Origin of the sequence: Roseovarius pelagicus, assembly GCF_025639885.1 — a bacterium.
GTDB classification, from domain to species: domain Bacteria; phylum Pseudomonadota; class Alphaproteobacteria; order Rhodobacterales; family Rhodobacteraceae; genus Roseovarius; species Roseovarius pelagicus.
Map to the genome: position 1 here is coordinate 1,237,559 of NZ_CP106738.1, position 25,302 is coordinate 1,262,860.

33 protein-coding genes and 1 pseudogene are annotated in these 25,302 nt (G+C 57.9%); 5 read left to right on the top strand and 29 right to left on the bottom strand.

The window, feature by feature from the left end; genetic code table 11:
- Positions 1 to 3: 3 nt before the first annotated feature.
- From N7U68_RS07040 to N7U68_RS07065, 6 genes and pseudogenes are all read right to left on the bottom strand, one after another.
- On the bottom strand, positions 4 to 1,065 hold the full coding sequence (locus tag N7U68_RS07040; RefSeq protein ID WP_165196962.1) for an ABC transporter permease: 1,062 nt from the start codon (positions 1,063 to 1,065) through the stop codon (positions 4 to 6).
- Between the two features lie 12 nt (positions 1,066 to 1,077).
- Positions 1,078 to 2,034, bottom strand: coding sequence for an ABC transporter permease (locus tag N7U68_RS07045; RefSeq protein ID WP_165196960.1), 957 nt, complete (start codon positions 2,032 to 2,034; stop codon positions 1,078 to 1,080).
- Between the two features lie 202 nt (positions 2,035 to 2,236).
- Positions 2,237 to 3,847, bottom strand: coding sequence for an ABC transporter substrate-binding protein (locus N7U68_RS07050; protein ID WP_263048688.1), 1,611 nt, complete (start codon positions 3,845 to 3,847; stop codon positions 2,237 to 2,239).
- Between the two features lie 244 nt (positions 3,848 to 4,091).
- The gene (locus N7U68_RS07055; RefSeq protein WP_263048689.1) at positions 4,092 to 5,702 is read right to left on the bottom strand and encodes an ABC transporter substrate-binding protein; all 1,611 of its coding nucleotides are present in this window, start codon (positions 5,700 to 5,702) and stop codon (positions 4,092 to 4,094) included.
- A 255-nt stretch (positions 5,703 to 5,957) separates the two neighbouring features.
- A pseudogene (locus tag N7U68_RS07060) lies at positions 5,958 to 7,273 on the bottom strand (replication-associated recombination protein A).
- Positions 7,274 to 7,276: 3 nt separating this feature from the next.
- Entirely contained in the window at positions 7,277 to 8,656 is a 1,380-nt protein-coding gene (locus tag N7U68_RS07065; protein WP_263048690.1) for a trypsin-like peptidase domain-containing protein, read from the bottom strand.
- Between the two features lie 195 nt (positions 8,657 to 8,851).
- Between N7U68_RS07065 and N7U68_RS07070 the strand changes: the two genes are divergently transcribed.
- Positions 8,852 to 9,088, top strand: coding sequence for a hypothetical protein (locus N7U68_RS07070; protein ID WP_165196951.1), 237 nt, complete (start codon positions 8,852 to 8,854; stop codon positions 9,086 to 9,088).
- 1 nt (position 9,089) lies between these two features.
- Positions 9,090 to 9,545 carry a host attachment family protein gene (locus N7U68_RS07075; protein WP_165196949.1) on the top strand — a complete coding sequence of 152 codons (456 nt, stop codon included), beginning with the start codon at positions 9,090 to 9,092 and terminating at the stop codon, positions 9,543 to 9,545.
- Positions 9,546 to 9,634: 89 nt separating this feature from the next.
- Here N7U68_RS07075 and rplQ read toward each other — a convergent pair whose 3' ends face one another.
- The 11 genes from rplQ to rplO all read right to left on the bottom strand — a co-directional run bounded on the left by rplQ (position 9,635) and on the right by rplO (position 16,727).
- Positions 9,635 to 10,060, bottom strand: a complete 426-nt coding sequence (rplQ, locus tag N7U68_RS07080) for a 50S ribosomal protein L17 (protein WP_165196947.1) — start codon at positions 10,058 to 10,060, stop codon at positions 9,635 to 9,637.
- A 159-nt stretch (positions 10,061 to 10,219) separates the two neighbouring features.
- Positions 10,220 to 11,236, bottom strand: coding sequence for a DNA-directed RNA polymerase subunit alpha (locus N7U68_RS07085; RefSeq protein ID WP_165196945.1), 1,017 nt, complete (start codon positions 11,234 to 11,236; stop codon positions 10,220 to 10,222).
- Between the two features lie 112 nt (positions 11,237 to 11,348).
- Complete coding sequence (rpsK, locus tag N7U68_RS07090; protein WP_165196943.1) at positions 11,349 to 11,738, bottom strand: 30S ribosomal protein S11; 390 nt, start codon at positions 11,736 to 11,738, stop codon at positions 11,349 to 11,351.
- A 15-nt stretch (positions 11,739 to 11,753) separates the two neighbouring features.
- Positions 11,754 to 12,122: a 30S ribosomal protein S13 gene (gene rpsM / locus N7U68_RS07095; RefSeq protein ID WP_165196941.1), complete on the bottom strand. Its 369-nt coding sequence runs from the start codon at positions 12,120 to 12,122 to the stop codon at positions 11,754 to 11,756.
- Between the two features lie 215 nt (positions 12,123 to 12,337).
- The gene (locus N7U68_RS07100; RefSeq protein WP_263048691.1) at positions 12,338 to 12,700 is read right to left on the bottom strand and encodes a hypothetical protein; all 363 of its coding nucleotides are present in this window, start codon (positions 12,698 to 12,700) and stop codon (positions 12,338 to 12,340) included.
- Between the two features lie 43 nt (positions 12,701 to 12,743).
- Complete coding sequence (locus N7U68_RS07105) at positions 12,744 to 13,124, bottom strand: hypothetical protein (protein ID WP_263048692.1); 381 nt, start codon at positions 13,122 to 13,124, stop codon at positions 12,744 to 12,746.
- A 49-nt stretch (positions 13,125 to 13,173) separates the two neighbouring features.
- Positions 13,174 to 13,608 carry a hypothetical protein gene (locus N7U68_RS07110; protein ID WP_263048693.1) on the bottom strand — a complete coding sequence of 145 codons (435 nt, stop codon included), beginning with the start codon at positions 13,606 to 13,608 and terminating at the stop codon, positions 13,174 to 13,176.
- Positions 13,605 to 13,997 (bottom strand): hypothetical protein, encoded by a 393-nt coding sequence (locus N7U68_RS07115; protein WP_263048694.1) that lies wholly within the window; start codon positions 13,995 to 13,997, stop codon positions 13,605 to 13,607. Before N7U68_RS07115 ends, N7U68_RS07110 begins: the two co-directional genes overlap by 4 nt.
- Positions 13,998 to 14,130: 133 nt before the next feature.
- Positions 14,131 to 14,772: an adenylate kinase gene (locus tag N7U68_RS07120; RefSeq protein ID WP_165196931.1), complete on the bottom strand. Its 642-nt coding sequence runs from the start codon at positions 14,770 to 14,772 to the stop codon at positions 14,131 to 14,133.
- Positions 14,769 to 16,139, bottom strand: coding sequence for a preprotein translocase subunit SecY (secY, locus tag N7U68_RS07125; protein ID WP_165196929.1), 1,371 nt, complete (start codon positions 16,137 to 16,139; stop codon positions 14,769 to 14,771). The genes N7U68_RS07120 and secY overlap by 4 nt, the downstream gene beginning before the upstream one ends.
- A 114-nt stretch (positions 16,140 to 16,253) precedes the next feature.
- Positions 16,254 to 16,727 carry a 50S ribosomal protein L15 gene (gene rplO / locus N7U68_RS07130; RefSeq protein WP_165196927.1) on the bottom strand — a complete coding sequence of 158 codons (474 nt, stop codon included), beginning with the start codon at positions 16,725 to 16,727 and terminating at the stop codon, positions 16,254 to 16,256.
- A gap of 395 nt (positions 16,728 to 17,122) precedes the next feature.
- Here rplO and N7U68_RS07135 point away from each other — a divergent pair, with 395 nt between their 5' ends.
- Positions 17,123 to 18,325, top strand: coding sequence for a Hint domain-containing protein (locus tag N7U68_RS07135; RefSeq protein WP_263048695.1), 1,203 nt, complete (start codon positions 17,123 to 17,125; stop codon positions 18,323 to 18,325).
- A gap of 12 nt (positions 18,326 to 18,337) precedes the next feature.
- On the opposite strand, the gene N7U68_RS07140 is transcribed toward N7U68_RS07135, so the two are convergent.
- The gene (locus N7U68_RS07140; RefSeq protein WP_263048696.1) at positions 18,338 to 18,721 is read right to left on the bottom strand and encodes an ectoine synthase; all 384 of its coding nucleotides are present in this window, start codon (positions 18,719 to 18,721) and stop codon (positions 18,338 to 18,340) included.
- A gap of 147 nt (positions 18,722 to 18,868) precedes the next feature.
- Here N7U68_RS07140 and N7U68_RS07145 point away from each other — a divergent pair, with 147 nt between their 5' ends.
- Positions 18,869 to 19,510 carry a vWA domain-containing protein gene (locus tag N7U68_RS07145; protein ID WP_263048697.1) on the top strand — a complete coding sequence of 214 codons (642 nt, stop codon included), beginning with the start codon at positions 18,869 to 18,871 and terminating at the stop codon, positions 19,508 to 19,510.
- A 366-nt stretch (positions 19,511 to 19,876) separates the two neighbouring features.
- Here the strand turns inward: N7U68_RS07145 and rpmD are convergent, their stop codons facing one another.
- The 11 genes from rpmD to rpmC form a co-directional block, all read right to left on the bottom strand.
- Entirely contained in the window at positions 19,877 to 20,065 is a 189-nt protein-coding gene (gene rpmD / locus N7U68_RS07150; RefSeq protein WP_165196919.1) for a 50S ribosomal protein L30, read from the bottom strand.
- Positions 20,066 to 20,068: 3 nt separating this feature from the next.
- Positions 20,069 to 20,656, bottom strand: coding sequence for a 30S ribosomal protein S5 (gene rpsE, locus N7U68_RS07155; protein WP_165196917.1), 588 nt, complete (start codon positions 20,654 to 20,656; stop codon positions 20,069 to 20,071).
- Positions 20,657 to 20,764: 108 nt separating this feature from the next.
- The gene (rplR, locus tag N7U68_RS07160; protein ID WP_165196915.1) at positions 20,765 to 21,124 is read right to left on the bottom strand and encodes a 50S ribosomal protein L18; all 360 of its coding nucleotides are present in this window, start codon (positions 21,122 to 21,124) and stop codon (positions 20,765 to 20,767) included.
- A 12-nt stretch (positions 21,125 to 21,136) separates the two neighbouring features.
- Complete coding sequence (gene rplF / locus N7U68_RS07165; protein ID WP_165196913.1) at positions 21,137 to 21,670, bottom strand: 50S ribosomal protein L6; 534 nt, start codon at positions 21,668 to 21,670, stop codon at positions 21,137 to 21,139.
- 13 nt (positions 21,671 to 21,683) lie between these two features.
- Positions 21,684 to 22,076, bottom strand: coding sequence for a 30S ribosomal protein S8 (gene rpsH, locus N7U68_RS07170; protein WP_165196911.1), 393 nt, complete (start codon positions 22,074 to 22,076; stop codon positions 21,684 to 21,686).
- A 12-nt stretch (positions 22,077 to 22,088) separates the two neighbouring features.
- Entirely contained in the window at positions 22,089 to 22,394 is a 306-nt protein-coding gene (gene rpsN, locus N7U68_RS07175) for a 30S ribosomal protein S14 (protein WP_165196909.1), read from the bottom strand.
- 15 nt (positions 22,395 to 22,409) lie between these two features.
- Positions 22,410 to 22,973: a 50S ribosomal protein L5 gene (gene rplE / locus N7U68_RS07180; RefSeq protein WP_165196907.1), complete on the bottom strand. Its 564-nt coding sequence runs from the start codon at positions 22,971 to 22,973 to the stop codon at positions 22,410 to 22,412.
- The gene (gene rplX, locus N7U68_RS07185; protein ID WP_165196905.1) at positions 22,966 to 23,277 is read right to left on the bottom strand and encodes a 50S ribosomal protein L24; all 312 of its coding nucleotides are present in this window, start codon (positions 23,275 to 23,277) and stop codon (positions 22,966 to 22,968) included. Before rplX ends, rplE begins: the two co-directional genes overlap by 8 nt.
- Position 23,278: 1 nt before the next feature.
- Complete coding sequence (gene rplN / locus N7U68_RS07190; RefSeq protein WP_165196902.1) at positions 23,279 to 23,647, bottom strand: 50S ribosomal protein L14; 369 nt, start codon at positions 23,645 to 23,647, stop codon at positions 23,279 to 23,281.
- Between the two features lie 78 nt (positions 23,648 to 23,725).
- On the bottom strand, positions 23,726 to 23,956 hold the full coding sequence (gene rpsQ, locus N7U68_RS07195) for a 30S ribosomal protein S17 (RefSeq protein ID WP_165196900.1): 231 nt from the start codon (positions 23,954 to 23,956) through the stop codon (positions 23,726 to 23,728).
- Between the two features lie 12 nt (positions 23,957 to 23,968).
- Positions 23,969 to 24,175: a 50S ribosomal protein L29 gene (rpmC, locus tag N7U68_RS07200; RefSeq protein WP_165196898.1), complete on the bottom strand. Its 207-nt coding sequence runs from the start codon at positions 24,173 to 24,175 to the stop codon at positions 23,969 to 23,971.
- 185 nt (positions 24,176 to 24,360) lie between these two features.
- On the opposite strand from rpmC, the gene N7U68_RS07205 reads away from it, so the two are divergent.
- Positions 24,361 to 24,981 (top strand): TIGR02466 family protein, encoded by a 621-nt coding sequence (locus N7U68_RS07205; protein ID WP_263048698.1) that lies wholly within the window; start codon positions 24,361 to 24,363, stop codon positions 24,979 to 24,981.
- The last annotated feature ends 321 nt before the right edge of the window (positions 24,982 to 25,302 follow it).

Consider the following 25,302-nt stretch of genomic DNA (forward strand, 5'->3'; position numbering starts at 1 on the left):
GAATTACTCCTTCAGACCGGAAGAACGGTGAAGCATCCAGTCCACCACGAAGTTGACCGCGACAGTGAGCAGCGCAATGGCCGCCGCCGGGATCAGCGGGGTAATCTCGCCAAACGAGATCAGGGTCGCGTTCTCTCGCACCATCGAGCCCCAGTCCGCTGTGGGTGGCTGGATACCAAGCCCAAGGAACGACAGGCCAGCCACCAGCAGGAAGACGAAGCAGAATTCCAGACCGAACTCGGCAATCAGAGGCGCGGTCGAGTTGGGCAGGATCTCGCGTCGGATCAGGTATCCGGTGCCTTCGCCGCGCAGCTTGGCGGCCTCGATATAGTCCATCACCACGACGTTACCCGCCACCGCCCTCGTCAGACGGAAGACGCGCGGCGCATAGATAATTGACACGGCGATGATGATCACAGGCATCGACGGGCCAAAGATCGACAGCATCAGCAGCGCAAAGATCAGCGACGGGATCGACATGATCACATCCGCGAAACGCCCCATGAACTGGTCGAACCAGCCCCCTTTGGTCGCAGCCAGCAATCCAGCGCCCGCGCCCATGATAAACGCCGCACAGGTCGCCGTCAGCGCAAGGCCGACCGAGTTGCGTGTGCCATAGACAAGGCGGCTGAACATATCGCGGCCCAGTTGGTCCGCCCCCAGCAGCATGTTCTCATCCGCCGGCGCAAAGGCCGAACTGATCACCTCTGCTTCGCCGTAGGGGGCGATGACAGGGGCAAAGATGCCCGCAATCGCGTAGGTGAAGATGACAAACATCCCGAAGGCCGCCGTGAGCGGCGCGGTGCGCAGCTCCTTGGCTGTCTCGGTGCCCGCCAGCATGATCAGGAATTCGCGGAAGGCGTAGGAAACCATCGCCGCCAGCGCCAGTATGCCCGCACAGGTCGCGATCGCCCGTAAAGCACCCGGTCCCCCGATAATGCCCACAACAAAGGACACGAGGGTCAGCGAGAACACCAGCAAGAAGACTGACCGTTTGTTGAAATACGCCGCAAGGCAAGACGCCGCCAGCAGCATGGAATAGTAGCCGATTACAAAAAAGCTCATGTATCTGCTCCCTTACTTCGGATGCCGCAAACGCGGGTTTGTCAGGATTGCGCCAACATCGGCTGCCAGATTGAGCAGGATGAAGGTCGCGGCGAAAATCAGACAGCAGGCCTGTACAACCGGGAAGTCGCGTTTGCTGACCGCATCAACCAGCGCCTGACCGACACCGGGGTAGACAAACACCACCTCGACAAGGACGACACCTGTGATCAGGTAGGCAAGGTTCAGTGCAACCACGTTGATGATCGGAGCCCACGCATTGGGCAGCGCGTGCTTGACGATCACTTTCCACGGCGGGGCACCTTTCAGCCGCGCCATCTCGATATAGGGCGAGGCAAGCAGGTTGATGATCGCGGCTCGTGTCATCCGCATCATATGCGCCACAACAACCAGAACCAATGTCAGCGCGGGCAGGAAGGTCCGCTCTAGCAGTTGGCCGAAACTCATCCCGTCGCTCAGGCTCGCGATCGCGGGGAACATGCCCCATTTGACAGAGAAGTAGAGGATCAGGATGTAACCCAGAAAGAACTCGGGGCTGGAAATCGAGGTCAGCGTCAGCACGTTGGCGACCCGGTCAAAGATCGAGTTGCGCAGCAGCGCGACGATCACGCCCAGTATGATTGCGAAAGGAACCGCGATCACGGCCGCGTAGGCGGCAAGGAACAGCGTATTCATAAACCGTGCGCCAATGACGCTTATCACTGGTTCCTGTGTCACGATGGAACTGCCGAAATCGAACATGACAGCGCCTGACAGCCACTCCAGATAACGCACGATGGCTGGCTTGTTCAGCCCCATCTGTTCGCGCATTGCGGCCAGGTTCTCTTCGGTTGCACCCTGGCCCAGAACCGCTTCGGCAATATCGCCGGGTAACAATTCGACCATGAAGAAAATTATGACTGAAATCACCAATAGAATGATCAGCCCCAGACCGAGCCGTTTTGAAACGAGCCCCAGTATGTCTCCCATTTGTCCCTCCTGCTGTTGGTGCCAGCGTTTCCGGAGTCCCCCGGAATTCAGACGCTCAGCCTAACAGATTTTGACGCCGCGCTTTCATGCCAGAACTGGTCCGGCGCATGCATGGCTTTGCTAGTGGTTCCGGCAAGGCACGATCGTCCGGCCAGAACAGTTGAAACCCGGCGCGCGTTCGCGCGCCGGGTCATTTCGTGACTTATCCCTCGAACCACCAGCGGCTGGCGGCACGGGCGCCATCCATCTGCCAGCTTGGTGCAAGGTTCTCGCCATGCTGGACGTTCTTGCGCCGCGCATAAACGAAGTTCGGGAAGAACGGGATCACCGTGCCGCCATCATCACGGGCGAGCTGCGCCATTTCGGCGTACATCTCGGCGCGTTTTGGATCATCCAGCTCGGACTTGGCCATCAACAGAAGCTCGTTAAAGCGTTCGTTCTGCCAGCGGCTTTCGTTCCAGGCCGCATCGTCCTTGTAGGCGAGGCTGTACATCACGTCCGGTGTTGGACGCGCGCCCCACTGGACGCAGCACCAAGGCTTCTTCAACCAGACGTCGGAATAGTATCCGTCGCTTGGCACCCGGTTCACCTTTAGATCGATGCCCGACGCCTTGGCGTGCTCGGAGTAAAGAACACACAGGTCGACCGCACCCGAAAATACGGAGTCAGCCACGTCGATAGAGACGCTGAGGTTCTCCATGCCAGCCTTCTTCAGCAACGATTTGGCCTGATCCGGGTCATATCCCCGCTGTTCGATGTTCTCGGGCCAATAAGGCATCGCCGGCGAATGGTGGAAATCGTTGCCAATCGTCGCCGTGTTAAAGGTGATCTTCTCGATAATCTCTTCACGGTTGATCGACATCTTCAGCGCGTTACGCACATCCGGATTATCGAACGGCGCCACATCCGTCAGCATCGGCATGGTGATCGCCGCTGCCGAGGGCACATTGTCGATCTCGATGTTGGGATCACGCTGTAGCAACGCCAGAGTCTTGAGTTCGAGCTGCGTGATCGAATCGACGTCCCCGGTAACAAGCGCGGTTTGACGCGCGTTCGGATCGTTCAGAACGGTGACTTCAACCGCGTCAAAATATCCGCCTTCCAAGTGCCAGTCATCATGCCGCACGAAGCTGTACTGCACACCAAACTGGTGGTTGGTCAGCTTGTAGGGGCCGCAACCATCGCCCGACTTCCAGTCGATGCTGCCATCGTCATTGGCCGGGCAGATCGCAAGGTGATAGTCGGTCATCAGCCATGGCAGGTCGGCGTTGCCGCTACCCAGCTTGATGGTAAGTGAATGATCGCCGTTGTCGACGATATCCTCTACGTCCGTCAGCAATGCCTTGGCCGCCGAGGTCGACGCATCACCACGGTGGTGGTTCAGCGACGCTATCACGTCGTTCACGGTGACTTTGCCCTTGTTGTGGAACGTCGCCTTGTCGTTCAGCTTGAACGTCCATTCTGTCGCATCGTCCGACGCCGACCATTCGCTCGCCACGTCGGGGCCAAGCGAGCCATCGGATTCGATTAGCGTCAGGTAGGCGCGGAACGTATGCGCGACCTGAATCATCGAGAAGGTCACATACGTGCCCGGATCATGTGTGTCGCCGGTGTTCCCGTCATGCGCGCCCAAGCGCCATGTACCACCGCGCGTTGGCGCTGCTTTGGCTTTTGTTGCCCACAGGCCGGTCGCCGCAGTCGCGCTCATGCCGGCGGCCATGGAATAGTTCATAAACGACCGGCGCGAAATGCTGCCCGTGCGCGCAGCGTCCGCCAATCGATCGATCATTATCTGGTCTTTGACCTTTGTCATGTTATCTCCCTGAGTATTTTTTTATGATCATTGTGTCGCATGAGCCGCCTCGTTGAGGAAGTCTCTGGGTAAGTGTCATCTGGCTTCGGCAACGCGGACAGCATGAATGCGACATGATGGAAACAAAACACGAATTATGGCGTGCATCCAGCCTTTTGTCGGTTGAAACGGATTTTTCTGGTCTCAATAACGAAATGCACCCACCCTAAACGGGTGAATGCATTTCGTTTTTTCTGCACACGCGTCAGCTGGCGAACCACCAGCGGCTGGGTGCGCGAGCGCCATCCAATTCCCAGCTGGCCGCCAGATCGTCACCGCGCATGACATTGCTGCGACGCGCATAGACGAAGTTGTTGAAGAACGGGATCAAAGTACCACCATCGTCCCGCGCCAGAATCGCCATGTCGCGATACATCTCGGCACGCCGTTCGTCATTCAGTTCGGCCTTTGCCTTGAGCAGCAGTTCGTTGAACGCCTCATTCTGCCAACGGCTTTCGTTCCAGGCCGCATCCGACTTATACGCCAGACTGTACATCACATCTGGTGTAGGACGCGCGCCCCAGCTGACTGCGGTAAAGGATTTCTTCAGCCAGACATCCGAATAATAGCCATCGTTCGGCTCGCGCACGACTTTGACGTTGATGCCGGCCTTTTTAGCATGTTCAGAGTAGAGTACGCACATATCGACTGCACCGGAGAACACTGAATCGGCCGTATGAATGCTGACCGAAATATTTTCGGCACCCGCCTTCTTCAACAGCGACTTGGCCTGATCCGGATCATATTCACGCTGCTCGATATCATCGGGCCAGTAAGGCATGGCAGGCGAATGGTGGAAATCATTGCCTTTCGTCGCCTCGCCGAACGCGATCTTTTCAATGATATCATCACGGTCCATCGACATCTTGAGCGCGTTGCGTACATTCACGTCATCGAACGGCGCAGTGTCGCAGAACATGGGCATGGTGATGGCGGCGGCCGATGGCACACTCTCCAGAACAATGTCCTTGTTACGCGCAAGCAGCGCCTTGGTCTTGAGATCGACCAACGATACCGCGTCGACATCGCCCGTCACCAACGCAGTCTGCCGTGCGTTGGGGTCGTTCAGCACGATCATGAAAATCTTGTCGAAATAGGCGCCTTCCAGATGCCATCCCTCATGTCGCGTCAGGTCCCACTGGGTCCCCCATTCACCGGAATCGATCTTGTACGGGCCAGAGCCGTCGCCGGATTGCCAGTTAATCCCACCTTCGCCATTCGATGGGCAAATCGCAAAGTGATAGTCGGTCATCAGCCACGGAATATCAGCGATACCCTGCTCGAGCGAAATCACAACCGTATGGTCGCCCTCGGTTTTGATGTCCGTGACTGCCGTCAGCAGTGCCTTGGCCGCAGAGGTCGACGCATCACCACGGTGGTGATTGAGCGAATCCTTTACGTCCTGCGCGGTCACAGCCTTGCCACTGTGGAATGACGCGTTGGGGTTGATCTCGAACGTCCAGACCGACGCATCTTCGTTGGCCTCCCAGCCGGTCGCAAGGTCAGAACCAAGCGTACCATCAGGGTTAATCATCGTTAGATAGCTGCGATACTGGTGTGCGAGGTAGATCTGTTGGCGGCTGACATAGGTGCCCGGATCGTGCGTGTCCGATGTGTTCCCGTCATGCACACCAAAGCGGAACGTGCCGCCTTTTTTGGGAGCCGCGCTGGCCGCATTGGTCCACAGCCCGGTGGCCGCCGACGCGGTCACACCTGCGGCCGCTGAATAATGCATGAACGATCTACGAGAGATCTCGCCGGTCCGGGCGGCGCTGGCCAACCGATCCATCATGATCTGGTTTTTGATTTTGGTCATGGTGTTTCCTTAGAAATCCAGAGTTGCAATCAGTCGCATAGGACTCTTTTCCAGACCGCTCTTTACAATTTCGTACCTTCGATACGTTTTAGAGTGACGCGGCACGCGCGGTCAGGCAGGCGTAATGAGAACATGAAATGACCAAAGGTTCCAGCCCTCTCCGAAAACTTTCCAATTTAGCAAATTAAAATCAATAGCTTGCGGAACGGACGGATTATCACCTTTGCGCACAGCAATAGGCCGTTGCGCCCAAAGTCAATCCCGACGCAGCCGCAGCTTTGAGAAGTAATCGATCCGCTTTTTCAATTCGCGCTCGAACCCCCGCTCGACCGGTTGATAGAGAACCGGTCGCTTCATGCCGTCAGGGAAATAGTTCTGTCCCGAAAACCCGTCCTCGGCGTCATGGTCATAGGCATAATCCGCACCATAGCCTTCGTCCTTCATCAGCTTCGTGGGCGCGTTCAGGATATGCTTGGGCGGTGGTTCTGACCCGGTCTGTTTAGCAGCGCGCATTGCTGCTTTGTACCCCATGTAGGCGGCGTTTGATTTCGGTGCGAGGGCCAGATATGTCACCGCCTGCGCCAGTGCCAATTCGCCCTCCGGGCTGCCCAGACGTTCATAGGTTTCCCATGCGTCGAGACAGACGCGATGCGCATGGGTGTCCGCCAGACCGATATCCTCGACGGCCATGCGTGTGATGCGCCGCGCCAGATAGCGCGGGTCTTCCCCCCTGTCAGCATACGCGCCAGCCAATAAAGTGCCGCATCAGGGTCAGAACCGCGCACGGATTTATGTAACGCCGAGATCAGGTTATAGTGTTCATCCCCTGATTTGTCGTATTTTGCCGCCCGGCGCATCAGCCGCGTGCTGAGCGCGTCGGTGGTCAGCTTGCCATCCACCTTCCAGGCCGCCACCTGTTCGATCAGGTTCAGCAGCGCGCGCCCGTCACCGTCGGCCATCTCCAGCAGGGCTTCGCGCGCCGCACCATCAAGCGGCAAAGCGCGCCCCAGCTCCTTTTCCGCCCGTTGCGCCAGCCGTTCCAGATCACCCAGATCCAGCCGGGTCAGCACCAGAACCTGCGATCGACTCAACAAGGCCGCGTTCAATTCAAAACTGGGATTCTCGGTAGTGGCCCCCACCAACAGGATGGTGCCATCCTCCATGTGCGGCAGAAACCCGTCCTGCTGGGCCTTGTTAAAGCGGTGGATTTCATCCACGAACAGCAACGTCCCCTGCCCGTTTGCGCGCCGGTGCTTGGCGGCCTCAAACACCTTTTTCAGGTCAGGGACACCTGTGAAAATTGCACTGATCTGGATGAAATGCAGATCAGTTTCATCTGCCAGCAGACGGGCAATGGTCGTCTTGCCCACGCCGGGCGGCCCCCAGAAGATCAGCGAACCGAGGCTGCCGGAGGCCAGCATCACACCCAACGGCGCGTCGTCGCCCAGAACCTGCCCCTGACCGATCACTTCGCCCAAGGATTGCGGGCGCAGTCGGTCAGCCAGCGGGCGTGGCGCGTCCCGACCACCAGTCGCCGGGGTGGCCGCGCCGGTATCAAACAGATCAGCCATGGGTCAGAGCCGGAACCGCAGCATCATCCGCCGCGTGCCTCGCTGTATTTCCAATGCAAGGCGATGTCGCGCGCCCTCAAGGGCTGCATTCGCGCTTGCGGTGTCGGTGATCTGCGTTCCATTGACCGACAGCAACAGATCACCCTGCCGCAGCCCCGCGCGCAGCCCGACCTGACCAGGTCGCTCGACCAGAACCCCTGCTGCCGACAATGGCAGGTCGTATTCGGCCAGAACGCCGGGATTGATATTGCTCACCTGCATACCGGGCACGGCAGCTTTGGCGCTGGTTTCCAGCGATGCGCGTGGCGGGGTTTCGGGTGCCGCGGCTAATATCATGTCGAATGTCTGCGCCTTGCCGCCGATACGTGCAGCCACCTGCACGCTTGCGCCCAGCCCGGCAACGGACATACGATAAATCATCTCGGCAGGGGTGTTCACCTCTTCGCCACCGACCGCCAAGATCACGTCACCGGGGGCAAACCCGTGCGTAACGAACGGACTGGCAGGATGTATGTCCGAGATGATGATACCGCCCGGCCGCAGCAGCCCCAAGCCCTCTGCCATGTCCGCAGTAACCGGCTGGCCGGTCAACCCTGCCCAAGGCCGTTCGAAATGCGTTTTGCCCGCGTCCGCTTGTGCAACGAACTGCTTTACCAGTGCTGACGGGATGGCAAAACCTATCCCGTTCGATCCCCCCGACCGGCTGAGAATTGCGGTGTTGATGCCGATCAGCCGCCCCTCGATGTCCACCAATGCACCTCCAGAGTTACCGGGATTGATCGGCGCATCGGTCTGGATGAAATACCCGCGCACATTTCCGGTGGCGAGCCCCGAACGCGCCAATCCCGATACAATGCCACTGCTGACCGTCTGGCCCACGCCAAAGGGGTTGCCGATGGCCAATACCAATTCGCCCACCTCGACGGTTTCGCTGTCTCGCAGCGGTAGCGCAGGCATATCCTCCGCGCCCTCCAACTGCAGGATGGCCAGATCGCTTTCCTCGTCACCCATCAGCACGCGGGCAGAGAATTCTCGTCGGTCGTTCAACACCACACGAATGTCTGTCGCCTGCCCGACCACGTGGTAATTCGACACAACGATCCCGCCAGAGCCAAGGATCACACCTGATCCGAGTGAATTTTCCACCCGTGGCCCGCGACCGCCAAAATCGCGAAAGAGCTGGCCAAAGAACGGATCATCCGCAAATGGGCTATGCGTCCTCTCGATCACCCGGCGCGCATAGATATTGACCACCGCAGGTGCTGCGGCCTTAACCACGGGCACAAAGCTGAGCTGAATTTCAGCGCCACTGGTCGGTACGCGGGTATCCGCCGCAACCGGCATCACAAACCCCATCATCAAGATAACCAAGATCCGAAGCATCATATCCCTCTGGTTTTCTGGCGTTGCGTTCCACGGATATGCGCCCGACTGCGACTGATTGCAACCACAGGTCCATCGCATGACATCCCTACGAGACCGGTAACAAACCAGAGAATGCCCACGCACTTCGGAACTCTGCTGCCTGCTGCATCGTTGTCTCTTCAAAGGCGGATAATATCGAAAGGAAGATACCCAATGGCAGATCGTCAGAGATCTAAGGACGGCAAACGCGAAACCGAAACGATTGTTCAGGACGAAAAGACACCAACGCAGCAAGGCCGCGCTGGCGGTAATCTGGAACGCGATGTGGGGACACGCGCGGCGCTGAACCGCGCCAAAGGGGATCGTCCCGGTGTCACCCGCGTGCGGAAATCGGATGAAAAGGGCCAAGGTAATCTGGGTGGCCATCACGGTACCGGCGAGGAGGACTGATATGGTACGGTTAAAGAATGATACGTTGGTCGTCGTCGCAGACAGCGAGAAAGCATTGTTCCTGCGCAATCTGACCGATCACGCCAATCCCAACCTCGAAGTGACGGACGAAGAAAGTCAGAACAATCCATCCGACAAGGAACAGTCTGCCAATCGGCCCGGTCGCATGCCCGATACCGGCGTCGGTCAACGGTCTGCATTGGATGACACTGATTGGCACGAGTTGGCAAAGGACCGCTTTGCCAAAGATTTAGCAGACAAGTTGTATAGCGAGGCGCACAAAGGTGCCTTTGATCGCTTGGTGTTAGTGGCCGCGCCGCATGTGTTGGGCGTATTGCGCGACGAATTGCATGCCGAAGTGCTGGCAAAGCTGGTGATGGATATTCCCAAGACGCTGACCAATCACCCGGTCGACGAGATCGAAAAACTTGTCAAAAAGGAAATGGATGCGGCCTGAGCGGCGCAGTCATTTCGCACAAGCGCAAAACGAAAAGCCGCCGTTGGTTCGTCCAACGGCGGCTTTTAAATTTGGTCGAGCGGTACGGCTTATTCTTCGCCAGCGTCCGCTTGTTCGGCGGCGACGCGCGCGCGGTCACCGGCGCCCTTGGCATCCACATCGCGGTCAACGAATTCGATGATCGCCATCGGCGCCATGTCGCCATAGCGGAAGCCTGCCTTAAGCACGCGGACATAACCGCCGTTACGCTCTTTGTAGCGCGGGCCAAGCACGTCAAACAGCTTGGTAACGTATTGATCCTGCTTCAACTGGCTGGCGGCCTGACGGCGGGCGTGCAGATCGCCACGTTTGCCCAACGTGATCATCTTTTCGATGATGCGGCGCAGTTCCTTGGCCTTGGGCAGGGTGGTCTTGATTTGCTCATGTTCGATGAGCGAGCCGGCCATGTTCGCCCACAGCGCCTTGCGGTGCTCATGGGTGCGGTTCAGGCGGCGGTATCCTCGTGCGTGACGCATTTTCTTACTCCATAACTATGTTTTGCTTTGTCCGGCGGCATGATGCGTGTCAGGCCACTCTCCTTGGGGCGAATGCCCGGTCTTGATCGTGTTTTTCTGTGTGCCGGGCTGAAGCCCGGCCTACAGCGTAGGTAGGGCGGGCTTCAGCCCGCCACCCCTTCAGAACTGGTCTTCGAACTTCTTGGCCAGATCCTCGATATTGTCCGGCGGCCAATCCTCGACATCCATGCCAAGGTGCAGTCCCATACCGGACAGGACTTCCTTGATCTCGTTCAAGGACTTGCGGCCAAAGTTCGGCGTGCGCAGCATCTCTGCTTCGGTCTTTTGAATCAGGTCACCGATATAAACGATATTGTCGTTCTTCAGGCAGTTGGCGGAACGGACACTCAGCTCCAGCTCGTCAACTTTCTTGAGCAACAGCGGATTGAACTCCAGACCATCATCTTCGTCCTGACGGCCAGCCGCTTCGGGCTCTTCAAAGTTAACAAAGATGCTCAGTTGATCCTGCAGGATGCGCGCAGCATAGGCCACGGCATCATCCGGCGTGATCGAGCCATCGGTTTCGATTTTCATCGTCAGCTTGTCATAATCCAGCACTTGGCCCTCGCGGGTGGGCTGCACATCATAGCTAACGCGACGGATCGGCGAATAGATCGCATCGACCGGGATCATGCCGATCGGCGCATCCTCGGGCTTGTTCTTGTCTGCGGCGACATAGCCTTTGCCGGTGTTGACGGTCAGTTCCATAAACAGGTCCGCACCGTCATCGAGGTGACAGATCACATGATCGCGGTTCAGAACCTCGATACCTGCACTATCGCTGATGTCACCAGCGGTGACGACACCGGGGCCTTTTGCGGAAACCGACAGGCGTTTCGGCCCTTCGACTTCCATGCGCAGCGCGACACCCTTGAGGTTCAGCACCATGTCGGTCACGTCTTCACGTACGCCCGCGACGGACGAAAACTCGTGCAATACGTTGTCGATTTGTACGGATGTGATCGCGGCACCTTGCAGCGATGAAATCAGCACGCGGCGCAGCGCGTTGCCCAGTGTCAGACCAAAGCCGCGTTCCAGCGGTTCGGCCGTGACGGTTGCCTGACGCAGCGGGTCATTGCCCGGCTTTACGTCCAGCTGTGTCGGCTTGATCAGTTCAGCCCAGTTCTTGTGGATCATGTGTCCCTCCATTCCTGCCCTGTCCTCATGTCCGAAGGCCAGAGCGCCCGAGGTTTAAAATGACGGAATGGGGCCGTGCAAAACACGCGGCCCCAACCGATAAATCAGTGGATCAAACCCGGCGGCGTTTCGGCGGGCGGCAACCATTGTGGGCGATCGGCGTCACATCGCGGATCGAAGTGATGTTGAACCCGACTGCGGCCAGAGCGCGCAACGCGCTTTCACGACCGGAACCGGGGCCCTGCACTTCAACTTCCAGCGTGCGCATGCCATGTTCCTGTGCCTTGCGGCCAGCATCTTCGGCAGCCATCTGCGCCGCATAGGGCGTAGATTTCCGGCTACCTTTGAAGCCCATCGTACCGGCGGACGACCATGCGATCGCATTGCCCTGCACGTCGGAGATCAGGATTTTTGTGTTGTTGAACGAAGAGTTCACATGCGCAACGCCAGTGGCGATGTTCTTGGAAACCTTTTTCTTCGTGCGGCGGGTATCGCGTGCCATATCTGCTGCCCTCCCTTATTTCTTCTTGCCAGCAATGGCCCGTGCGGGGCCTTTGCGGGTGCGGGCATTGGTGTGGGTCCGCTGACCGCGCACCGGCAGGTTACGACGGTGGCGCAGGCCACGGTAGCAGCCGAGGTCCATCAGACGCTTGATGTTCATCTGGGTCTCACGGCGCAGGTCGCCTTCGACGGTCAGGTTCGCATCGATGTGCTCACGAACTGCCAGCAACTCGGCGTCGCTCAGCTCGTTAACGCGACGGGATGCGTCGATGTTGACGGCTGCACAGATGTCCTTGGCCGTCGAGTGGCCAATTCCGGTGATGTAGGTCAGGGCGATCGGGACGCGTTTATGCGTCGGGATGTTAACGCCGGCGATACGTGCCAAGTGTCATTTCCTTTTCGTTGCGGGTCCGTAATGCCAGACCCTTTTTTCACAACATAAGCCCGAGGCGTGTCCGCTCCGGGCCGCAGCTGAATTCAGGTGATCGATTCCGATTCCAGACAGGCCAGAGGGAATCATTTTCTCGGTCGAGATGGTGCTGGTTAGGGGTAATTCACGGGGGCGTCAACCCCTCCCCCGAAAGGGGCGTCACGCCCCGCTCATCCACAGGCGTGGTATAGTGTCGGCTCACCCGTGTCGCCCTGATAAACCCGAAGAACATCGGGTTCCTCGGGGAAGGCGCGAATGACGAAAACCGTGGGATAAACAAACCCCGGCTCTTCGCAATAACCGGCGCTGACATGTGTAATCTCGAGTCCCAGATTGCCGACTGGCAGCGGCTCTTTCAGCGCGCAATGATACTCGATCTCCCAGAAATCCTGGCCATCGAAACTCATGCCTTGTTCTTGCCTGTCAATCAACTCCAACGGGCAGAGTTTAGCATCGGTGACAAAGTCAACATTCTGGGCCTGTAACGGGGCCACCATCGCCAGTGACATAAACGTTGTCAGGATCAATCGCATGGGTCACTCCTAATCTCTGCAAGACAGATAATGCCCCTAAGCATCATTCACCGCAACGGTAGAACCGAACCGGGGAAATACCACCGCTGTTCTGAAATACCCTGACGGTGTTGGCGTTCCACTGCACAATCTCTAACTCGGCTTGCCAGCGGCTGGTCGCTGTCCCGCACTGGGCCGTCGTTAAAACCGACTGTTCTCCACGCAGGATTGCCTTGCCTGCCTCCAATGGCCACTCGCAACTGAACTCATGGGTCGCAAGGCCGGTGCTTGTTAGGCGTATTATGCTGTTATCCTCGATATCGCCCTCATCGGCGTCGCAGAAATCAGGGTCGGAAAGGTAGAAGGCTTCGACATCCGCCGCTGTTTCGGCCAACGCCGGGATTGTCAGGATACTTATCAAGATAATGCAGAAACGATGGAACATCGTAGTTTCTCCTGTCCGATTTCCTCTGAGCCCCTCACTCGACCGGTCGTCAATCTGCTGAGGCACCTGCCTGCGGCTTGAGCTTGAACGCGCGCTCGCTGCCACCCGTTGGCCTGTTATGGCCATCAGGGCATGGGCCATAGGTTTTGCGGGGCAGACGCTTATCCTCTGTCGTCAACCTGATCCCGCCTTCCGGCGCCTGTTCGAACACCACATCGACCGACCACTCTCCAACGCCATCCATACACACGGCTATACGCTTTTGCTCCGCTGGCCGCTCCTTGGTCAGGTCTAGTGGCGGTTCCCATTTACAGCGGATGTAGTGATCACCAACCGTGGTGGCATCCAGCATGGTAACATCTTCCAGTTCCTGGATCGCATAATCGGCCTTGCACAGGTCCGGGCGCGAGGTCAGCGTCTGCTCGTCGGCCACCACCGTGCCCGCCAGTCCCGACAAGATGACAGTCAGCGCAAATCGTCTCATTCGCTTTCCTCTTCGACAGACGGACAATGATAGAACTTGACCGGGCTGATCCCGCCACCATTCTGAAATACCGCCAGATAACCGTCAGTCTGGGGCGCAAATTCGAATTCGGCCTGCCACATGCCAGTGCCATTCTGACAACTCGCCGCGACAACAGCACTGCCTTCATTCGCCAGTACCGCGCCGATGTTCTGCGGCCAGTTGCACCCAAAGAAATGGTTGCTCATTTCGTGAGACGTCAGAAAAATCGTGTGTTGCATCTCGTGCTCTTCGCCCGGCGCGTCACACAGCCCCTCATCCGATATGTAAAAGAATTCTGCGCTGGCCGGTATCGACAACCCAACGAATATCCCGACAGCCACGGACGGCAGAACAGTTACGATCTTCATGGTCCACACTCCCCGAGCTTCAGATTAGCCATGGTTGCATGGCCGCAATCCAAAATTCAACATGGGAGACGCCCGCCGCAAGAGGGACTAAAAATTAGTTGGCCCTGCGGCGGTGCGGGAAACGCGGCTTGGGTTAGTCCAGAACCTTGGCGATCGCGGCTTTGACCTCGTCGATCTCACCCAGACCATCGACAGATTTCAACATGTCCTTGGCGTAGTAATAGCCAATCAGCGGCGAGGTTTTCTTGTAATATTCCATCAGCCGGTTGCGCAACGCTTCTTCATTGTCGTCGGCACGACGCTTGACATCCGTGCTGCCGCAATTCTCGCATTTGCCATCCGCGGGCCAGGGTTTGGTAATGTCATTATAGACATTGCCGCAATTGCCACAAGTTGACCGCGCGGTGATCCGGCTGACCAGCGCATCGTCATCAACGCGCATTTCCACGACAGCATCCAGCGTTTCGCCACTTTCTGCCAGCAACGCCCCAAGCGCGTCTGCCTGAGCAAGCGTGCGCGGGAAGCCGTCAAAGATGAACCCGCCGCCCTTCTCGCCTTCCAGCTTCTCACGGATCAGGCCGATCACGATCTCGTCTGTCACCAGATCGCCTCGGGCCATCACGTCTGCCACGATCTTACCCATCTCGGTGCCGGAGTCCTTGGCCTCGCGCAGCATGTCGCCGGTGCTGAGCTGGATCATGCCCCGCTCTGAAACCAGAATATGTGCTTGCGTGCCTTTGCCGGCGCCCGGCGGCCCAAGAAGGATAATGTTCATCGGCGTGCTGCCCCTTTTCTGCGAGCGCGGCGTTTCCCTTTGCCGCTCAACTGCGATTTCTCGATCAGCCCTTCATACTGATGCGCCAGAAGATGGCTTTGCACCTGCTGGATCGTATCCATCGTGACTGACACCACGATCAGGACCGAGGTGCCGCCAAAATAGAAGGGAATAGCGAATTGGGAACGCAGAATCTCTGGAAGGAGACAAACTGCCGCAAGGTAACCGGAACCAAGCACAAGAATACGCGTCACAACATAGTCCAGATACTCGGCCGTTTTCTTGCCCGGACGGATACCGGGAACAAAACCGTTCTGGTTCTTCAGATTGTCGGCGACTTCATCCGTCTTGAACGCCACGTTGTAGGTATAGAAATAGGCAAAGAACACGATCATCAGCGCAAAGAACAGCAGATAGAGCGGCTGACCGGGGCCAAAGTAGGCGAGGATCGTCGACATGATCGGGCTGGTCGAATTGCCCTGCCCCGAGAACGTGCTGACCGTGACAGGCAGCAACAACAGTGAACTGGCAAAGATTGCCGGGATAACGCCCGCTGGGTTCACCTTGACCGGCAGGTGTGACGAGCCACCATCATACACCTTCATGCCGACCTGACGGCGCGGATACTGGATGTGAATCTTGCGCAGGGACCGCTCCATGAACACCACGAATGCGATCACGCCGATCACCATGACCATCACACCGATGATCACCGCAGGGCTGATTGCGCCCGACCGGCCAGAGGCAAAGAACTGCGCCAACGCTGCAGGCACTTCGGCGATGATGCCGACAAAGATGATCAGTGAAATACCGTTACCGATGCCGCGCGCGGTGATCTGCTCACCCAGCCACATCAGGAACATGGTGCCGCCGACCAGCGTAATCATGCACGACGCGAGGAAGAACCCGCCGGGGGTCGTCACCAGATCGCCCGACTGCAGGCTGACCGCCAGACCGTAGGATTGCAGCGTCGCCAGAAAGACCGTGCCGTAACGGGTATACTGGTTGATCTTCTTACGGCCCTGCTCGCCTTCTTTTTTCAGCTGTTCCAGCGCAGGTACCATCGACGTCATCAACTGGACGATGATCGAAGCCGAAATATACGGCATGATGCCAAGAGCAAAGATGCCCATCCGCCCCAGCGCACCACCGGTAAACATCGACAACATGCCGCCAATGCTTGCCGCCGCGCCATCCATGAATTCACGCAGCGCCGCACCATCGATACCCGGCACCGGGATGAACGTCCCCAGCCGGTAAACGATCAGCAGACCGAGCGTGAAAAGGATACGTTTGCGAAGGTCAGTGGCCTTGCCCAACGCGGACCAGCTGGTGTTGGCGGCCATTTGTTCTGCTGCGGATACCATTCGGCTCTCTTCTCGATAATGACAACGCCGCCGGGCCGCTGTTTCTCAGCGAGCCGGCGGCGTGTTTGAAAAACTAGAGGTTATGTAAGCGGCGCGCGGGCCGCTCACAACCACTTATTCAGCCGCTGTCGCAGCTGTGACCGTCAGTTTGCCACCGGCCTTCTCGACCGCGTCGATTGCGGACTTCGATGCACCGGTCACTTCCAGCGTGACTTTGGCACTGATGTCGCCTTTGGCGAGGATGCGAACACCGTCCAGCTTGCGGCGGACCAGACCAGCGGCCAGCAGCGCATCTTCGGTGATGGCGGCTTTGGCGTCCAGTTTCTTGTCGTCGATGAATTTCTGGATCAGGCCCAGGTTGACGACTGCGTATTTCTTGCGGTTTGGCTTGGTAAAGCCACGCTTTGGCAGACGTTGATAGAGCGGCATCTGGCCACCCTCGTACCCGGCGATCGCAACACCCGAGCGGGATTTCTGACCTTTGATACCCCGGCCACCGGTTTTGCCCATGCCAGAGCCCGGACCACGGCCAATGCGTTTGCGTTTTTGGGTTGCGCCGTCGTTATCGCGCAGTTCATGCAGTTTCATGTCGCTTCTCCTTTGCCGGATGCGGCCCCCAGCGACGGGAGCGGCCGAACGCGGCTTTGCGTGTTGGTTATCATGGCACATGTGCGCCACCGGGCGCGTATAGACGGGATACGAGGGGCGATCAAGAGGAGGATTTAGCCAACCTCATCGAAAAGCCCGGCAACGCCCATTCAGCAGTCCGGATGCAAACTGCCTCGGAAATCACATCTGCCCGCATTGTCTTACAAATGCCATGCCTTCGTCATGCCCAAAACCAATCGATCCGTAAAACGCGGTACAACTGGTCGCCCTTATGCCGCGAGCCGCATCGAAGGGCGCTTACGACAGCAACACTAAGAACCGGCACCGGCGCAACAAGTACCTGAGGCCGCATATCGCAATGAGAGGTTTGAGCTTTGCCCGATATTGATATTGTCAGGCTTGAGACCAACCCACATGAAACCGTCAACGGTATTCGTGCCGACACGACCACACGCGGGGTCGATCTGGAGGGGTCTCAGATCACCGCCACATATGCCGACGGAACCACCGAAACGCTAATCTGGCAAGCCTTTGACCCCTACACGAATGGCGGTGTGATCGGCACGGACATCAACATGTCCTATGGTAACAGTTCGCACGTGCTAAAAACGACCAAGCTGTTGACCTCGCTACGCTTTGACATTCAGCCTGCCGATTCCGTTTTCGACACCACAGTCACCGAGGACGATGACCCGAGCGGCGGCTCCACTCCGACCTCTAAGATTGGCTTTCCGTTCGAAGTAACCCCGGCATACGCCGACCTTCCCGGCGACATTTCGGTAACGTATTCCGGAATCGTCAATCTGGCCGGAAGCCCGCCGGCTGGTGACCTCTTTACAACGATGACGATTGATTTCTCTGATCTCGACGCCGGTGGACTGCTCGGTGATCTGGAATGGAAAACTGACATCGACACGGTAAAGGATGCGGGCGATCTAAAACCATCGGGCGTTACCTGTTTCACCCGTGGAACAATGATCACAACAGATCAGGGCGCCTTGCCCATTGAGACGCTCAAATCCGGCGCGTATGTGCTGACGCAAGACAACGGCTTTCAGGAACTGAAAATGGTGATAAGCCGCACCGTTGGGAAAAAAGAGCTAGAGAAAAATCCAAAGCTATACCCGGTAAGGATCACGGCAAAAGCACTGGGATCAGGAGTACCGGCAAGAGATCTGGTTGTGTCGCGCCAGCATCGCATGGTCGCACAATCCACCATTGTTAAGCGCATGTTCGGCTCGTCGTCAGTGCTGATCGCGTCGATCCGGCTCACCAGACTGCCGGGGATTTACGTCGATACCTCGTTTGACAGTGTCGAGTATTTCCACCTTATTTTTGAAAATCACGAGGTCATTTTCGCAGAAGCCACGCCGACCGAGAGCTTTTTGATATGCCCCGAGGCGCGCAACACCCTTCATCCCGCTGCATGGGCCGAATTCGCGACCCTCTTTCCTGACGCCCTCGCCGCCAGTCATACGGCAACGCCGGTGCGCGCTATTCCAAACAACATCCTGCAAAAACGCATGGTGAACCGGCACATCAAGAACGCAAAAGAGTTGTTTTGCGCAAAGCTGTAGATCGTACGCGGTTCACGTGGACGCCGAATAGCTACCATCCGCATCATGTGTCTCCTCGCCCGTCAGCGCAGGAGTGAACACACATAACAGGCGCAGATCCGTCTCGGCGCGGATGATATGTGCATCATGGCGGTCCAGCACGTACATCGTACCGGGGCGCAGCGGCCATGTGCGCCCGGTGGCCACCTCTTCGACTTCGCCCTGCCCCTCGATACAGTAATTCGCCTCAATGTGGTTCTTGTATTCCAGTCGCTGTGTGCTGCCTGCCAACACCCGCGTATCGTGAAATGAATAGCCCAAGCGATCGCGCGCCAGCAGAATGCGACGGCTTTCGAACGCATCGCCAGTGACATGATCGGGGGTATTCAGGACATCATCCAAGGTTTTCACCAGCATCTGCGCGGCCTTTCGTTGATTTCACAAACAGTCTAGTGGCAATCTGGTGCGATGAGAACGTCCCTGATGCTCGTCACCGCCGCCTTCGCTTCGTTCGCCACCGCTCCTCCTCGAGCGCACGGTGCCGCGAGTTGCGCAACCGACGCGATGTTGGTTTTTGACGGGTCCGCGTCGATGGCCGAATTGGATTTCGACCTGACAGTGCCCACCCGTATTGATGACGCTCGCCGCGCTGTGCGTCGCGCCATGCCGCAAATTGCCCCTTTTCGACGCGTGGGTCTGCTTATCTATGGGCCGGGTCCGGGTCCGGCCTGCGACCGGATCAATTTGCATTTTGAACCTGTGGCAGATGCCGCAACCCCGATTGTTGATGCGCTCGATCAACTGGAACCACTCGGCCTGACCCCGTTAACCAACGCGGTCCGCGCCGCCGCCAAGGTGCTGCACTATCGCACCCGCCCCGGCATCGTGGTGCTGGTGACAGACGGAAACGAGACCTGCGGCGGGCGGCCCTGCGCGCTCAGCCGCGCGCTTGCAGCCGAAGCACGCGATCTGACCGTGCATGTGATCGGCTTCCGGGTGGTGGTGGATTTCTTCAGCTGGGACAGCCCCGAGGCAAAGAGTTATACCGAAGGCAAGACCGTCGCGAAATGTCTGGCCGACCAGACGGGTGGGATGTTTGTTTCGACCGAAACGGTGGATGAACTGGCGGAAGCGTTGCGAGAAACGCTGGGGTGTGCGTTGATTGGCCAGACGATTGGGCCCATTCCCTCTAAACAAAGCACATGAAGATCAGGGCAACGAGGATCTTCCCCTACGTCAACTCAATCGTTAACCTTAGTTAATGGACCTTTTTTGAAGGCCATTCGATCAAGGGGGTAATTCGCGATGATTAAACTTGTTGTTTCTGCAAGCGTGCTCGCTCTTTCGATGACAGGATCAGTGTTCGCTGAAGCAGACAGTAAGGCCATACAGGCAGAAGTGGTTTTGGCGGAGATAGCGCATAGCGGCGGTTGCCGCAAAAGCTCTCCTCCGGGGCAATGTTGCCATGCCGGTTCAAAACCACTGCACTGCCATTGAACAGCAAAACGCCCCGGCCATTGCTGACCCGGGCGCATCAAATCTGGGTAGGCCGGGCTTCAGCCCGGCACACCATCAGCCTTTTTCTTCGATGATCTCGACCATGTGCGAGACCTTGTTCACCATGCCGCGGATCGAAGGAGTGTCCTCCAGTTCGCGCGTGCGGTGCATTTTGTTGAGGCCCAGACCGATCAGCGTGGCACGCTGGCTGGCGGGGCGACGGATGGGCGAACCCACCTGTTTGACAACGATTGTCTTGGCCATGTCTTAACCCTCCTGAACCGCAGGGGCTTGCTCGCCGCTGACTTTGGGTGCGTCTTCTTTAGCCAGGATGTCGGCCACTTTCTTGCCGCGACGTTGCGCGACCATACGGGGGCTCGATTCCTTGCGCAGACCATCAATGGTCGCACGGATCATGTTGTAGGGGTTTTGGCTGCCGTTCGATTTGGCAACAACGTCCTGAATACCCAGCATTTCAAACACGGCACGCATTGGACCACCGGCGATGATCCCGGTACCTTGTGGGGCTGTCCGCATGATGACCTTGCCGGCGCCGTGGCGACCTTCCATGTCATGGTGCAGCGTGCGGCCTTCGCGCAGCGGCACACGGATCATCTGGCGCTTGGCTTGCTCGGTGGCTTTACGGATGGCCTCGGGGACCTCCTTGGCCTTACCTTTGCCAAAGCCGACGCGGCCTTTCTGGTCGCCGACAACGACAAGTGCTGCAAAGCCGAAACGCTTACCACCCTTGACAGTTTTGCTGACGCGGTTGATCGCGACCAGGCGATCGGCGAATTCAGGGGTCTCGTCGCGTTGATTGCGGCGGCCGCCCCCACGGTTGTCATCTCTTGCCATCTGGCTTCCTATCTCATGCGGGCATTTGCCCTGTCACACTCGATCCCAGTGAGCACGTATGCGCCCCCGGATCATCGAGGCGGCCCGGGTCGGGCCGCCTACGCTGTCTTAGATCTTCAGACCACCTTCACGCGCAGCTTCGGCCACAGCCTTGACCCGCCCGTGAAAGAGGAAACCGCCGCGGTCGAAATACGCCTCGCTGATGCCCGCTTTCTTGGCGCGCTCTGCGATGGCGGTCCCGATTTTGGTGGCCGCTTCGATGTTGTTCTTGCCGACCACGCCGAAATCTTTCTCGAGCGTGGAGGCCGATGCCAGAGTTACGCCCTGTACATCGTCGATCAGCTGAACGCTGATATTCTTGTTGCTGCGGTGAACGCTGAGGCGCACGCGCCCTGCATTGACCTTGCGAAGTTTGTTCCGAACGCGCAGGCGGCGTTTTTGGAACAGTTTTCTTTTGCTGTTTGCCATCTTCTCGCGTCCTTACTTCTTCTTGCCTTCCTTCTGGAAGATATACTCGTCTTTGTAGCGAATGCCTTTGCCCTTGTAGGGCTCTGGCGGACGCCAGTCGCGGATATTGGCCGCGACCTGACCGACGAGCTGCTTGTCCGTGCCTTCAACGACCAGTTCGGTCTGTTTGGGCGCGGTGACAGTCACACCTTCCGGAACCACGAAATCCACGTCATGCGACAGGCCGAGGTTCAGCTTCAGGACATTGCCCTGCATCTGTGCCCGGTAACCAACGCCACGGATTTCCAGCTCTTTCTTGAACGTGTCCTTGCTGCCGTGCACCAGATTGGCGACGACCGTACGGGTCATCCCCCATTGCTGGCGGGCACGCTTGGACTTGCCGCGTGGGGTCACGGTGATCTGGCCATCTTCGATGGTCAGCGTCACGTCATCCGTGGCGGTAAAGGATTTGGTGGCCTTGGGGCCCTTGACCTCAAGCGTCTGACCGCTGAGCGTCGCGGTGACACCATCAGGCAGGGCTACGGGCTGTTTACCAATTCGAGACATTTCGATCTCTCCTTTAGAATACGGTGCAGAGCACTTCGCCACCGACATTGTGGCTACGCGCGCTTGCGTCCGACATCACACCCTTGGAGGTGGAGACAATCGACACGCCCAGGCCCTGACGGACCGAAGGAATGTCATGGACGCCCAGATAGACGCGACGACCGGGCTTTGACACCCGCTTCATTTCGCGAATGACGGGGGCGCCGTCAAAGTATTTCAGGCTGATTTCGATTGCCGGATGGCCGTCGTCACCAGTCATGGCCTCATAGCCGCGGATATACCCTTCGTCGGCCAGAACATCGAGAACGCGCGTACGCATCTTCGAGGCCGGGGTCATTACCGTGGACTTACCGCGCATCTGGCTGTTGCGGATGCGGGTCAGCATATCGCCGATAGGATCATTCATATCAAATCTCCCTTACCAGCTGGATTTCACGAGGCCTGGGGCCTGGCCGTTCTGGCCCAGTTCCCGCAGCGCGATCCGCGATACTTTGAGTTTGCGATAGTATGCGTGCGGACGACCTGTCAGCTGGCAGCGGTTATGCAGCCGTGTGGCAGAGCTGTTGCGCGGCAGTTCAGCCAGCTTCAGGGTTGCGCGGAAACGCTCTTCCATCGGCTTGCTTTCGTCGCTGATGATTGCCTTGAGCGCGGCGCGCTTCGCGGCGAATTTATCGACCAGCTTCTGGCGCTTCTTCTCACGCTCGATCATTGCTTTTTTAGCCATTAGTCTCTCTCCCGCTCAGCTGTTGAAAGGCATGTTGAAATGCTTCAACAGCGCCTTTGCTTCAGCGTCGGTTTGCGCCGTGGTGGCGATGATGATGTCCATGCCCCACATCTCATCCACCTTGTCAAAATTGATCTCGGGGAAGATGATGTGTTCCTTGATGCCAAAGGCATAGTTGCCGCGGCCATCAAAGGATTTGCCAGAAACACCACGGAAGTCGCGGATCCGCGGCATTGCCACGGTGATCAGGCGGTCAAGGAAATCGTACATGCGGTCGCCGCGCAGGGTCACTTTGGCACCCATCGGCATATCCTCACGGACACGGAACCCGGCGATCGAGTTCTTGGCCTTGGTGACAACAGCGTGCTGGCCAGCGATCGTACTCAGGTCTTCCTGCGCCGACTTGGCTTTCTTGCTGTCACGAACGGCCTCGGCACCGCAGCCAATGTTCAGGACAATCTTGTCCAGACGCGGGATCTGCATGTCGTTTTTGTAGCCGAACTCTTCTTTCAGCGCCGGTTTGATTGTCTCGCGGAACATCGTCCGGAGACGCGGGGTATAAGTAGCAGTATCAAGCATCAATCACGTCCCCCGTGGTCTTGGCGACGCGCACCTTCTTGCCGTCTTCGACCTTGAAGCCGACGCGGGTGGGTTTGCCGTTCTTGTCGAGATAGGCCAAGTTGCTCAGCTCGATGGGCAACGCCTTGGGCAGGCGACCACCTTGGGCCGTCTGGCTTTGACGGGTGTGGCGGATGGCCATGTTCACACCGTCAACGATGGCTTTGCCGGCTTTGGGGTCAACGGAGGCAATCGTGCCTTCTTTGCCCTTGTCCTTGCCCGCCAGCACGACGACCTTGTCGCCTTTTTTCAGTTTGGCAGCCATATCACAGCACCTCCGGGGCGAGCGAAATGATTTTCATGAAGTTCTTGGCGCGCAGTTCGCGCACAACCGGGCCGAAGATACGCGTACCGACCGGCTCACCTGCGTTGTTCAGGATCACGGCGGCGTTGCGGTCAAAACGGATCGCGGTGCCGTCTTCACGACGGATTTCTTTGGCGGTGCGCACGACGACGGCCTTGCGGACGTCACCTTTCTTTACGCGACCACGCGGGATGGCTTCCTTGACCGACACGACAATGATGTCGCCGACGGACGCATATCTGCGCTTGGAACCACCCAGGACCTTGATGCACTGAACACGGCGAGCGCCGCTGTTGTCAGCAACATCCAGATTGGTCTGCATCTGGATCATATGGTTTCTCCCGACCTATGGGGGGCTCTGATTGGCCTTCTCCCCAGGGTTTCGATTAAACCGAAAAGTGCCTGTGGCTTACGCCTCCAGCACCTCCCAGCGTTTCGTCTTGGATTTAGGCGCGCATTCGATAATGCGGACCTGATCACCTACTTTGCAGGCGTCTTTCTCATCGTGCGCCCGGTATTTCTTGGACTTACGAATGGTTTTTTGCAGAACGGGGTGCTTGAAGCGGCGCTCGACCGAGACGGTTACTGTCTGGGCGTTGGCGTCGCTGGTCACGGTGCCGGTCAGAATACGTTTGGGCATCTTATCGGCTCCTTATTCCGCGGAAGCTGCGGCAGCAGCTTTTTCATTGAGGATGGTCAGCACGCGGGCCGCATTGCGGCGCGCCACGCGCATCTGCGCTGAATTTTCCAGTTGGCCGGTAGCCGCCTGAAAGCGCAGGTTGAATTGCTCTTTTTTCAGATTGGCCAGCTCTTCACGCAGCTGGTCAGGAGTCTTGTCACGTAGTTCGTTGGCGTCCATCGCCGATATCCTTTCAACATCACTGGCAGGCCCCTATGCGGTAGCGCGTCGGGTCACCCTGATTCCAGTGGAGTCCATGATGAGCGTGCCCAATACCGCCCCAGTCGCTATAACGCAACCCCTGTTGGCAGATTACTGCACATTGGCCTCTCGCACTTGGGCGTGACCTGCGCTATCACGCCAGCATGGCACAGATCAAACCCCTCTTCGTCACCCCGTTATACCGCGCCCCGCTGTCTGAATTTGGCGATGGTGTGGAGATATCCGAACTGGCCACCTCCTGCTGGTCCATCGCCGAGGACGACGAGGCAGGCCAAGGCTGGTGCGAGAAGAACGGCTATTCCGGCTACACGTCCTACGCGTCGCTGACCGATCTGCCGTGGCGGTTTCCAATCTTTGCCGACGTTGTGGCCTCACTTGATGCCCATGTCGCTGCCTTCGCGGCGCATCTAGCCTTTGATCTGGAGGATAAGCCGCTCACGCTTCAGGATATCTGGATCAACATCCTGCCCGAGGGTGGCACGCATGCGTCCCATATCCACCCCCATTCGGTAATTTCCGGCACCACCTATGTCGCGATGCCCGAAGGCACCTCGGCGCTGAAGCTGGAAGACCCCCGCTCATCCCGGATGATGGCCGCCCCCACACGGGTAAAGGGTGCCCCGGAAGAGTTGCGCCAGTTTGTCTATGTGAAGCCTGATGTCGGCGACGTGCTGCTATGGGAGTCGTGGCTGCGGCATGAAGTGCCGATGAATATGTCCGAGGATGATCGGATTTCGGTGAGCTTTAACTACGGCTGGGGATGAGGCTCGCCTTGCAATGCTCTGGTAGAGCTTAAGCCGCGCCCGAACCGAGGGGTGGGCGCAAGCGCCCGCCCCGTGGGGGCGGTTCGGGCGCTGCCTTTGGCGTTGCCAAAGGCACATTGCGCAAAACCCAGAACGGCGCAGACACGTAGTATCTTACTTATCCGCATTATGCCGAAGCCACGCGATGAATAATCGAGATATGCTGTTCGTCACCGATTTGGTTCTAAACAGGGTCAAAATGAAAATGATCGAAACAGCATTTAACAGAACCGCTCCCAATCCACTTCCCGACATAAACCAAATATCGAGTTTCGCATCTCT

Excerpts from the sequence above, each read along its gene's own strand:
- N7U68_RS07040 (WP_165196962.1), bottom strand. The coding sequence starts at position 1,065 with ATGAGCTTTTTTGTAATCGGCTACTATTCCATGCTGCTGGCGGCGTCT.
- N7U68_RS07045 (WP_165196960.1), bottom strand. The coding sequence starts at position 2,034 with ATGGGAGACATACTGGGGCTCGTTTCAAAACGGCTCGGTCTGGGGCTG.
- N7U68_RS07050 (WP_263048688.1), bottom strand. The coding sequence starts at position 3,847 with ATGACAAAGGTCAAAGACCAGATAATGATCGATCGATTGGCGGACGCT.
- N7U68_RS07055 (WP_263048689.1), bottom strand. The coding sequence starts at position 5,702 with ATGACCAAAATCAAAAACCAGATCATGATGGATCGGTTGGCCAGCGCC.
- N7U68_RS07065 (WP_263048690.1), bottom strand. The coding sequence starts at position 8,656 with ATGCTTCGGATCTTGGTTATCTTGATGATGGGGTTTGTGATGCCGGTT.
- N7U68_RS07070 (WP_165196951.1), top strand. The coding sequence starts at position 8,852 with ATGGCAGATCGTCAGAGATCTAAGGACGGCAAACGCGAAACCGAAACG.
- N7U68_RS07075 (WP_165196949.1), top strand. The coding sequence starts at position 9,090 with ATGGTACGGTTAAAGAATGATACGTTGGTCGTCGTCGCAGACAGCGAG.
- rplQ (WP_165196947.1), bottom strand. The coding sequence starts at position 10,060 with ATGCGTCACGCACGAGGATACCGCCGCCTGAACCGCACCCATGAGCAC.
- N7U68_RS07085 (WP_165196945.1), bottom strand. The coding sequence starts at position 11,236 with ATGATCCACAAGAACTGGGCTGAACTGATCAAGCCGACACAGCTGGAC.
- rpsK (WP_165196943.1), bottom strand. The coding sequence starts at position 11,738 with ATGGCACGCGATACCCGCCGCACGAAGAAAAAGGTTTCCAAGAACATC.
- N7U68_RS07100 (WP_263048691.1), bottom strand. The coding sequence starts at position 12,700 with ATGCGATTGATCCTGACAACGTTTATGTCACTGGCGATGGTGGCCCCG.
- N7U68_RS07105 (WP_263048692.1), bottom strand. The coding sequence starts at position 13,124 with ATGTTCCATCGTTTCTGCATTATCTTGATAAGTATCCTGACAATCCCG.
- N7U68_RS07110 (WP_263048693.1), bottom strand. The coding sequence starts at position 13,608 with ATGAGACGATTTGCGCTGACTGTCATCTTGTCGGGACTGGCGGGCACG.
- N7U68_RS07115 (WP_263048694.1), bottom strand. The coding sequence starts at position 13,997 with ATGAAGATCGTAACTGTTCTGCCGTCCGTGGCTGTCGGGATATTCGTT.
- N7U68_RS07120 (WP_165196931.1), bottom strand. The coding sequence starts at position 14,772 with ATGAACATTATCCTTCTTGGGCCGCCGGGCGCCGGCAAAGGCACGCAA.
- secY (WP_165196929.1), bottom strand. The coding sequence starts at position 16,139 with ATGGTATCCGCAGCAGAACAAATGGCCGCCAACACCAGCTGGTCCGCG.
- rplO (WP_165196927.1), bottom strand. The coding sequence starts at position 16,727 with ATGAAACTGCATGAACTGCGCGATAACGACGGCGCAACCCAAAAACGC.
- N7U68_RS07140 (WP_263048696.1), bottom strand. The coding sequence starts at position 18,721 with ATGCTGGTGAAAACCTTGGATGATGTCCTGAATACCCCCGATCATGTC.
- N7U68_RS07145 (WP_263048697.1), top strand. The coding sequence starts at position 18,869 with ATGTTGGTTTTTGACGGGTCCGCGTCGATGGCCGAATTGGATTTCGAC.
- rpmD (WP_165196919.1), bottom strand. The coding sequence starts at position 20,065 with ATGGCCAAGACAATCGTTGTCAAACAGGTGGGTTCGCCCATCCGTCGC.
- rpsE (WP_165196917.1), bottom strand. The coding sequence starts at position 20,656 with ATGGCAAGAGATGACAACCGTGGGGGCGGCCGCCGCAATCAACGCGAC.
- rplR (WP_165196915.1), bottom strand. The coding sequence starts at position 21,124 with ATGGCAAACAGCAAAAGAAAACTGTTCCAAAAACGCCGCCTGCGCGTT.
- rplF (WP_165196913.1), bottom strand. The coding sequence starts at position 21,670 with ATGTCTCGAATTGGTAAACAGCCCGTAGCCCTGCCTGATGGTGTCACC.
- rpsH (WP_165196911.1), bottom strand. The coding sequence starts at position 22,076 with ATGAATGATCCTATCGGCGATATGCTGACCCGCATCCGCAACAGCCAG.
- rpsN (WP_165196909.1), bottom strand. The coding sequence starts at position 22,394 with ATGGCTAAAAAAGCAATGATCGAGCGTGAGAAGAAGCGCCAGAAGCTG.
- rplE (WP_165196907.1), bottom strand. The coding sequence starts at position 22,973 with ATGCTTGATACTGCTACTTATACCCCGCGTCTCCGGACGATGTTCCGC.
- rplX (WP_165196905.1), bottom strand. The coding sequence starts at position 23,277 with ATGGCTGCCAAACTGAAAAAAGGCGACAAGGTCGTCGTGCTGGCGGGC.
- rplN (WP_165196902.1), bottom strand. The coding sequence starts at position 23,647 with ATGATCCAGATGCAGACCAATCTGGATGTTGCTGACAACAGCGGCGCT.
- rpsQ (WP_165196900.1), bottom strand. The coding sequence starts at position 23,956 with ATGCCCAAACGTATTCTGACCGGCACCGTGACCAGCGACGCCAACGCC.
- rpmC (WP_165196898.1), bottom strand. The coding sequence starts at position 24,175 with ATGGACGCCAACGAACTACGTGACAAGACTCCTGACCAGCTGCGTGAA.
- N7U68_RS07205 (WP_263048698.1), top strand. The coding sequence starts at position 24,361 with ATGGCACAGATCAAACCCCTCTTCGTCACCCCGTTATACCGCGCCCCG.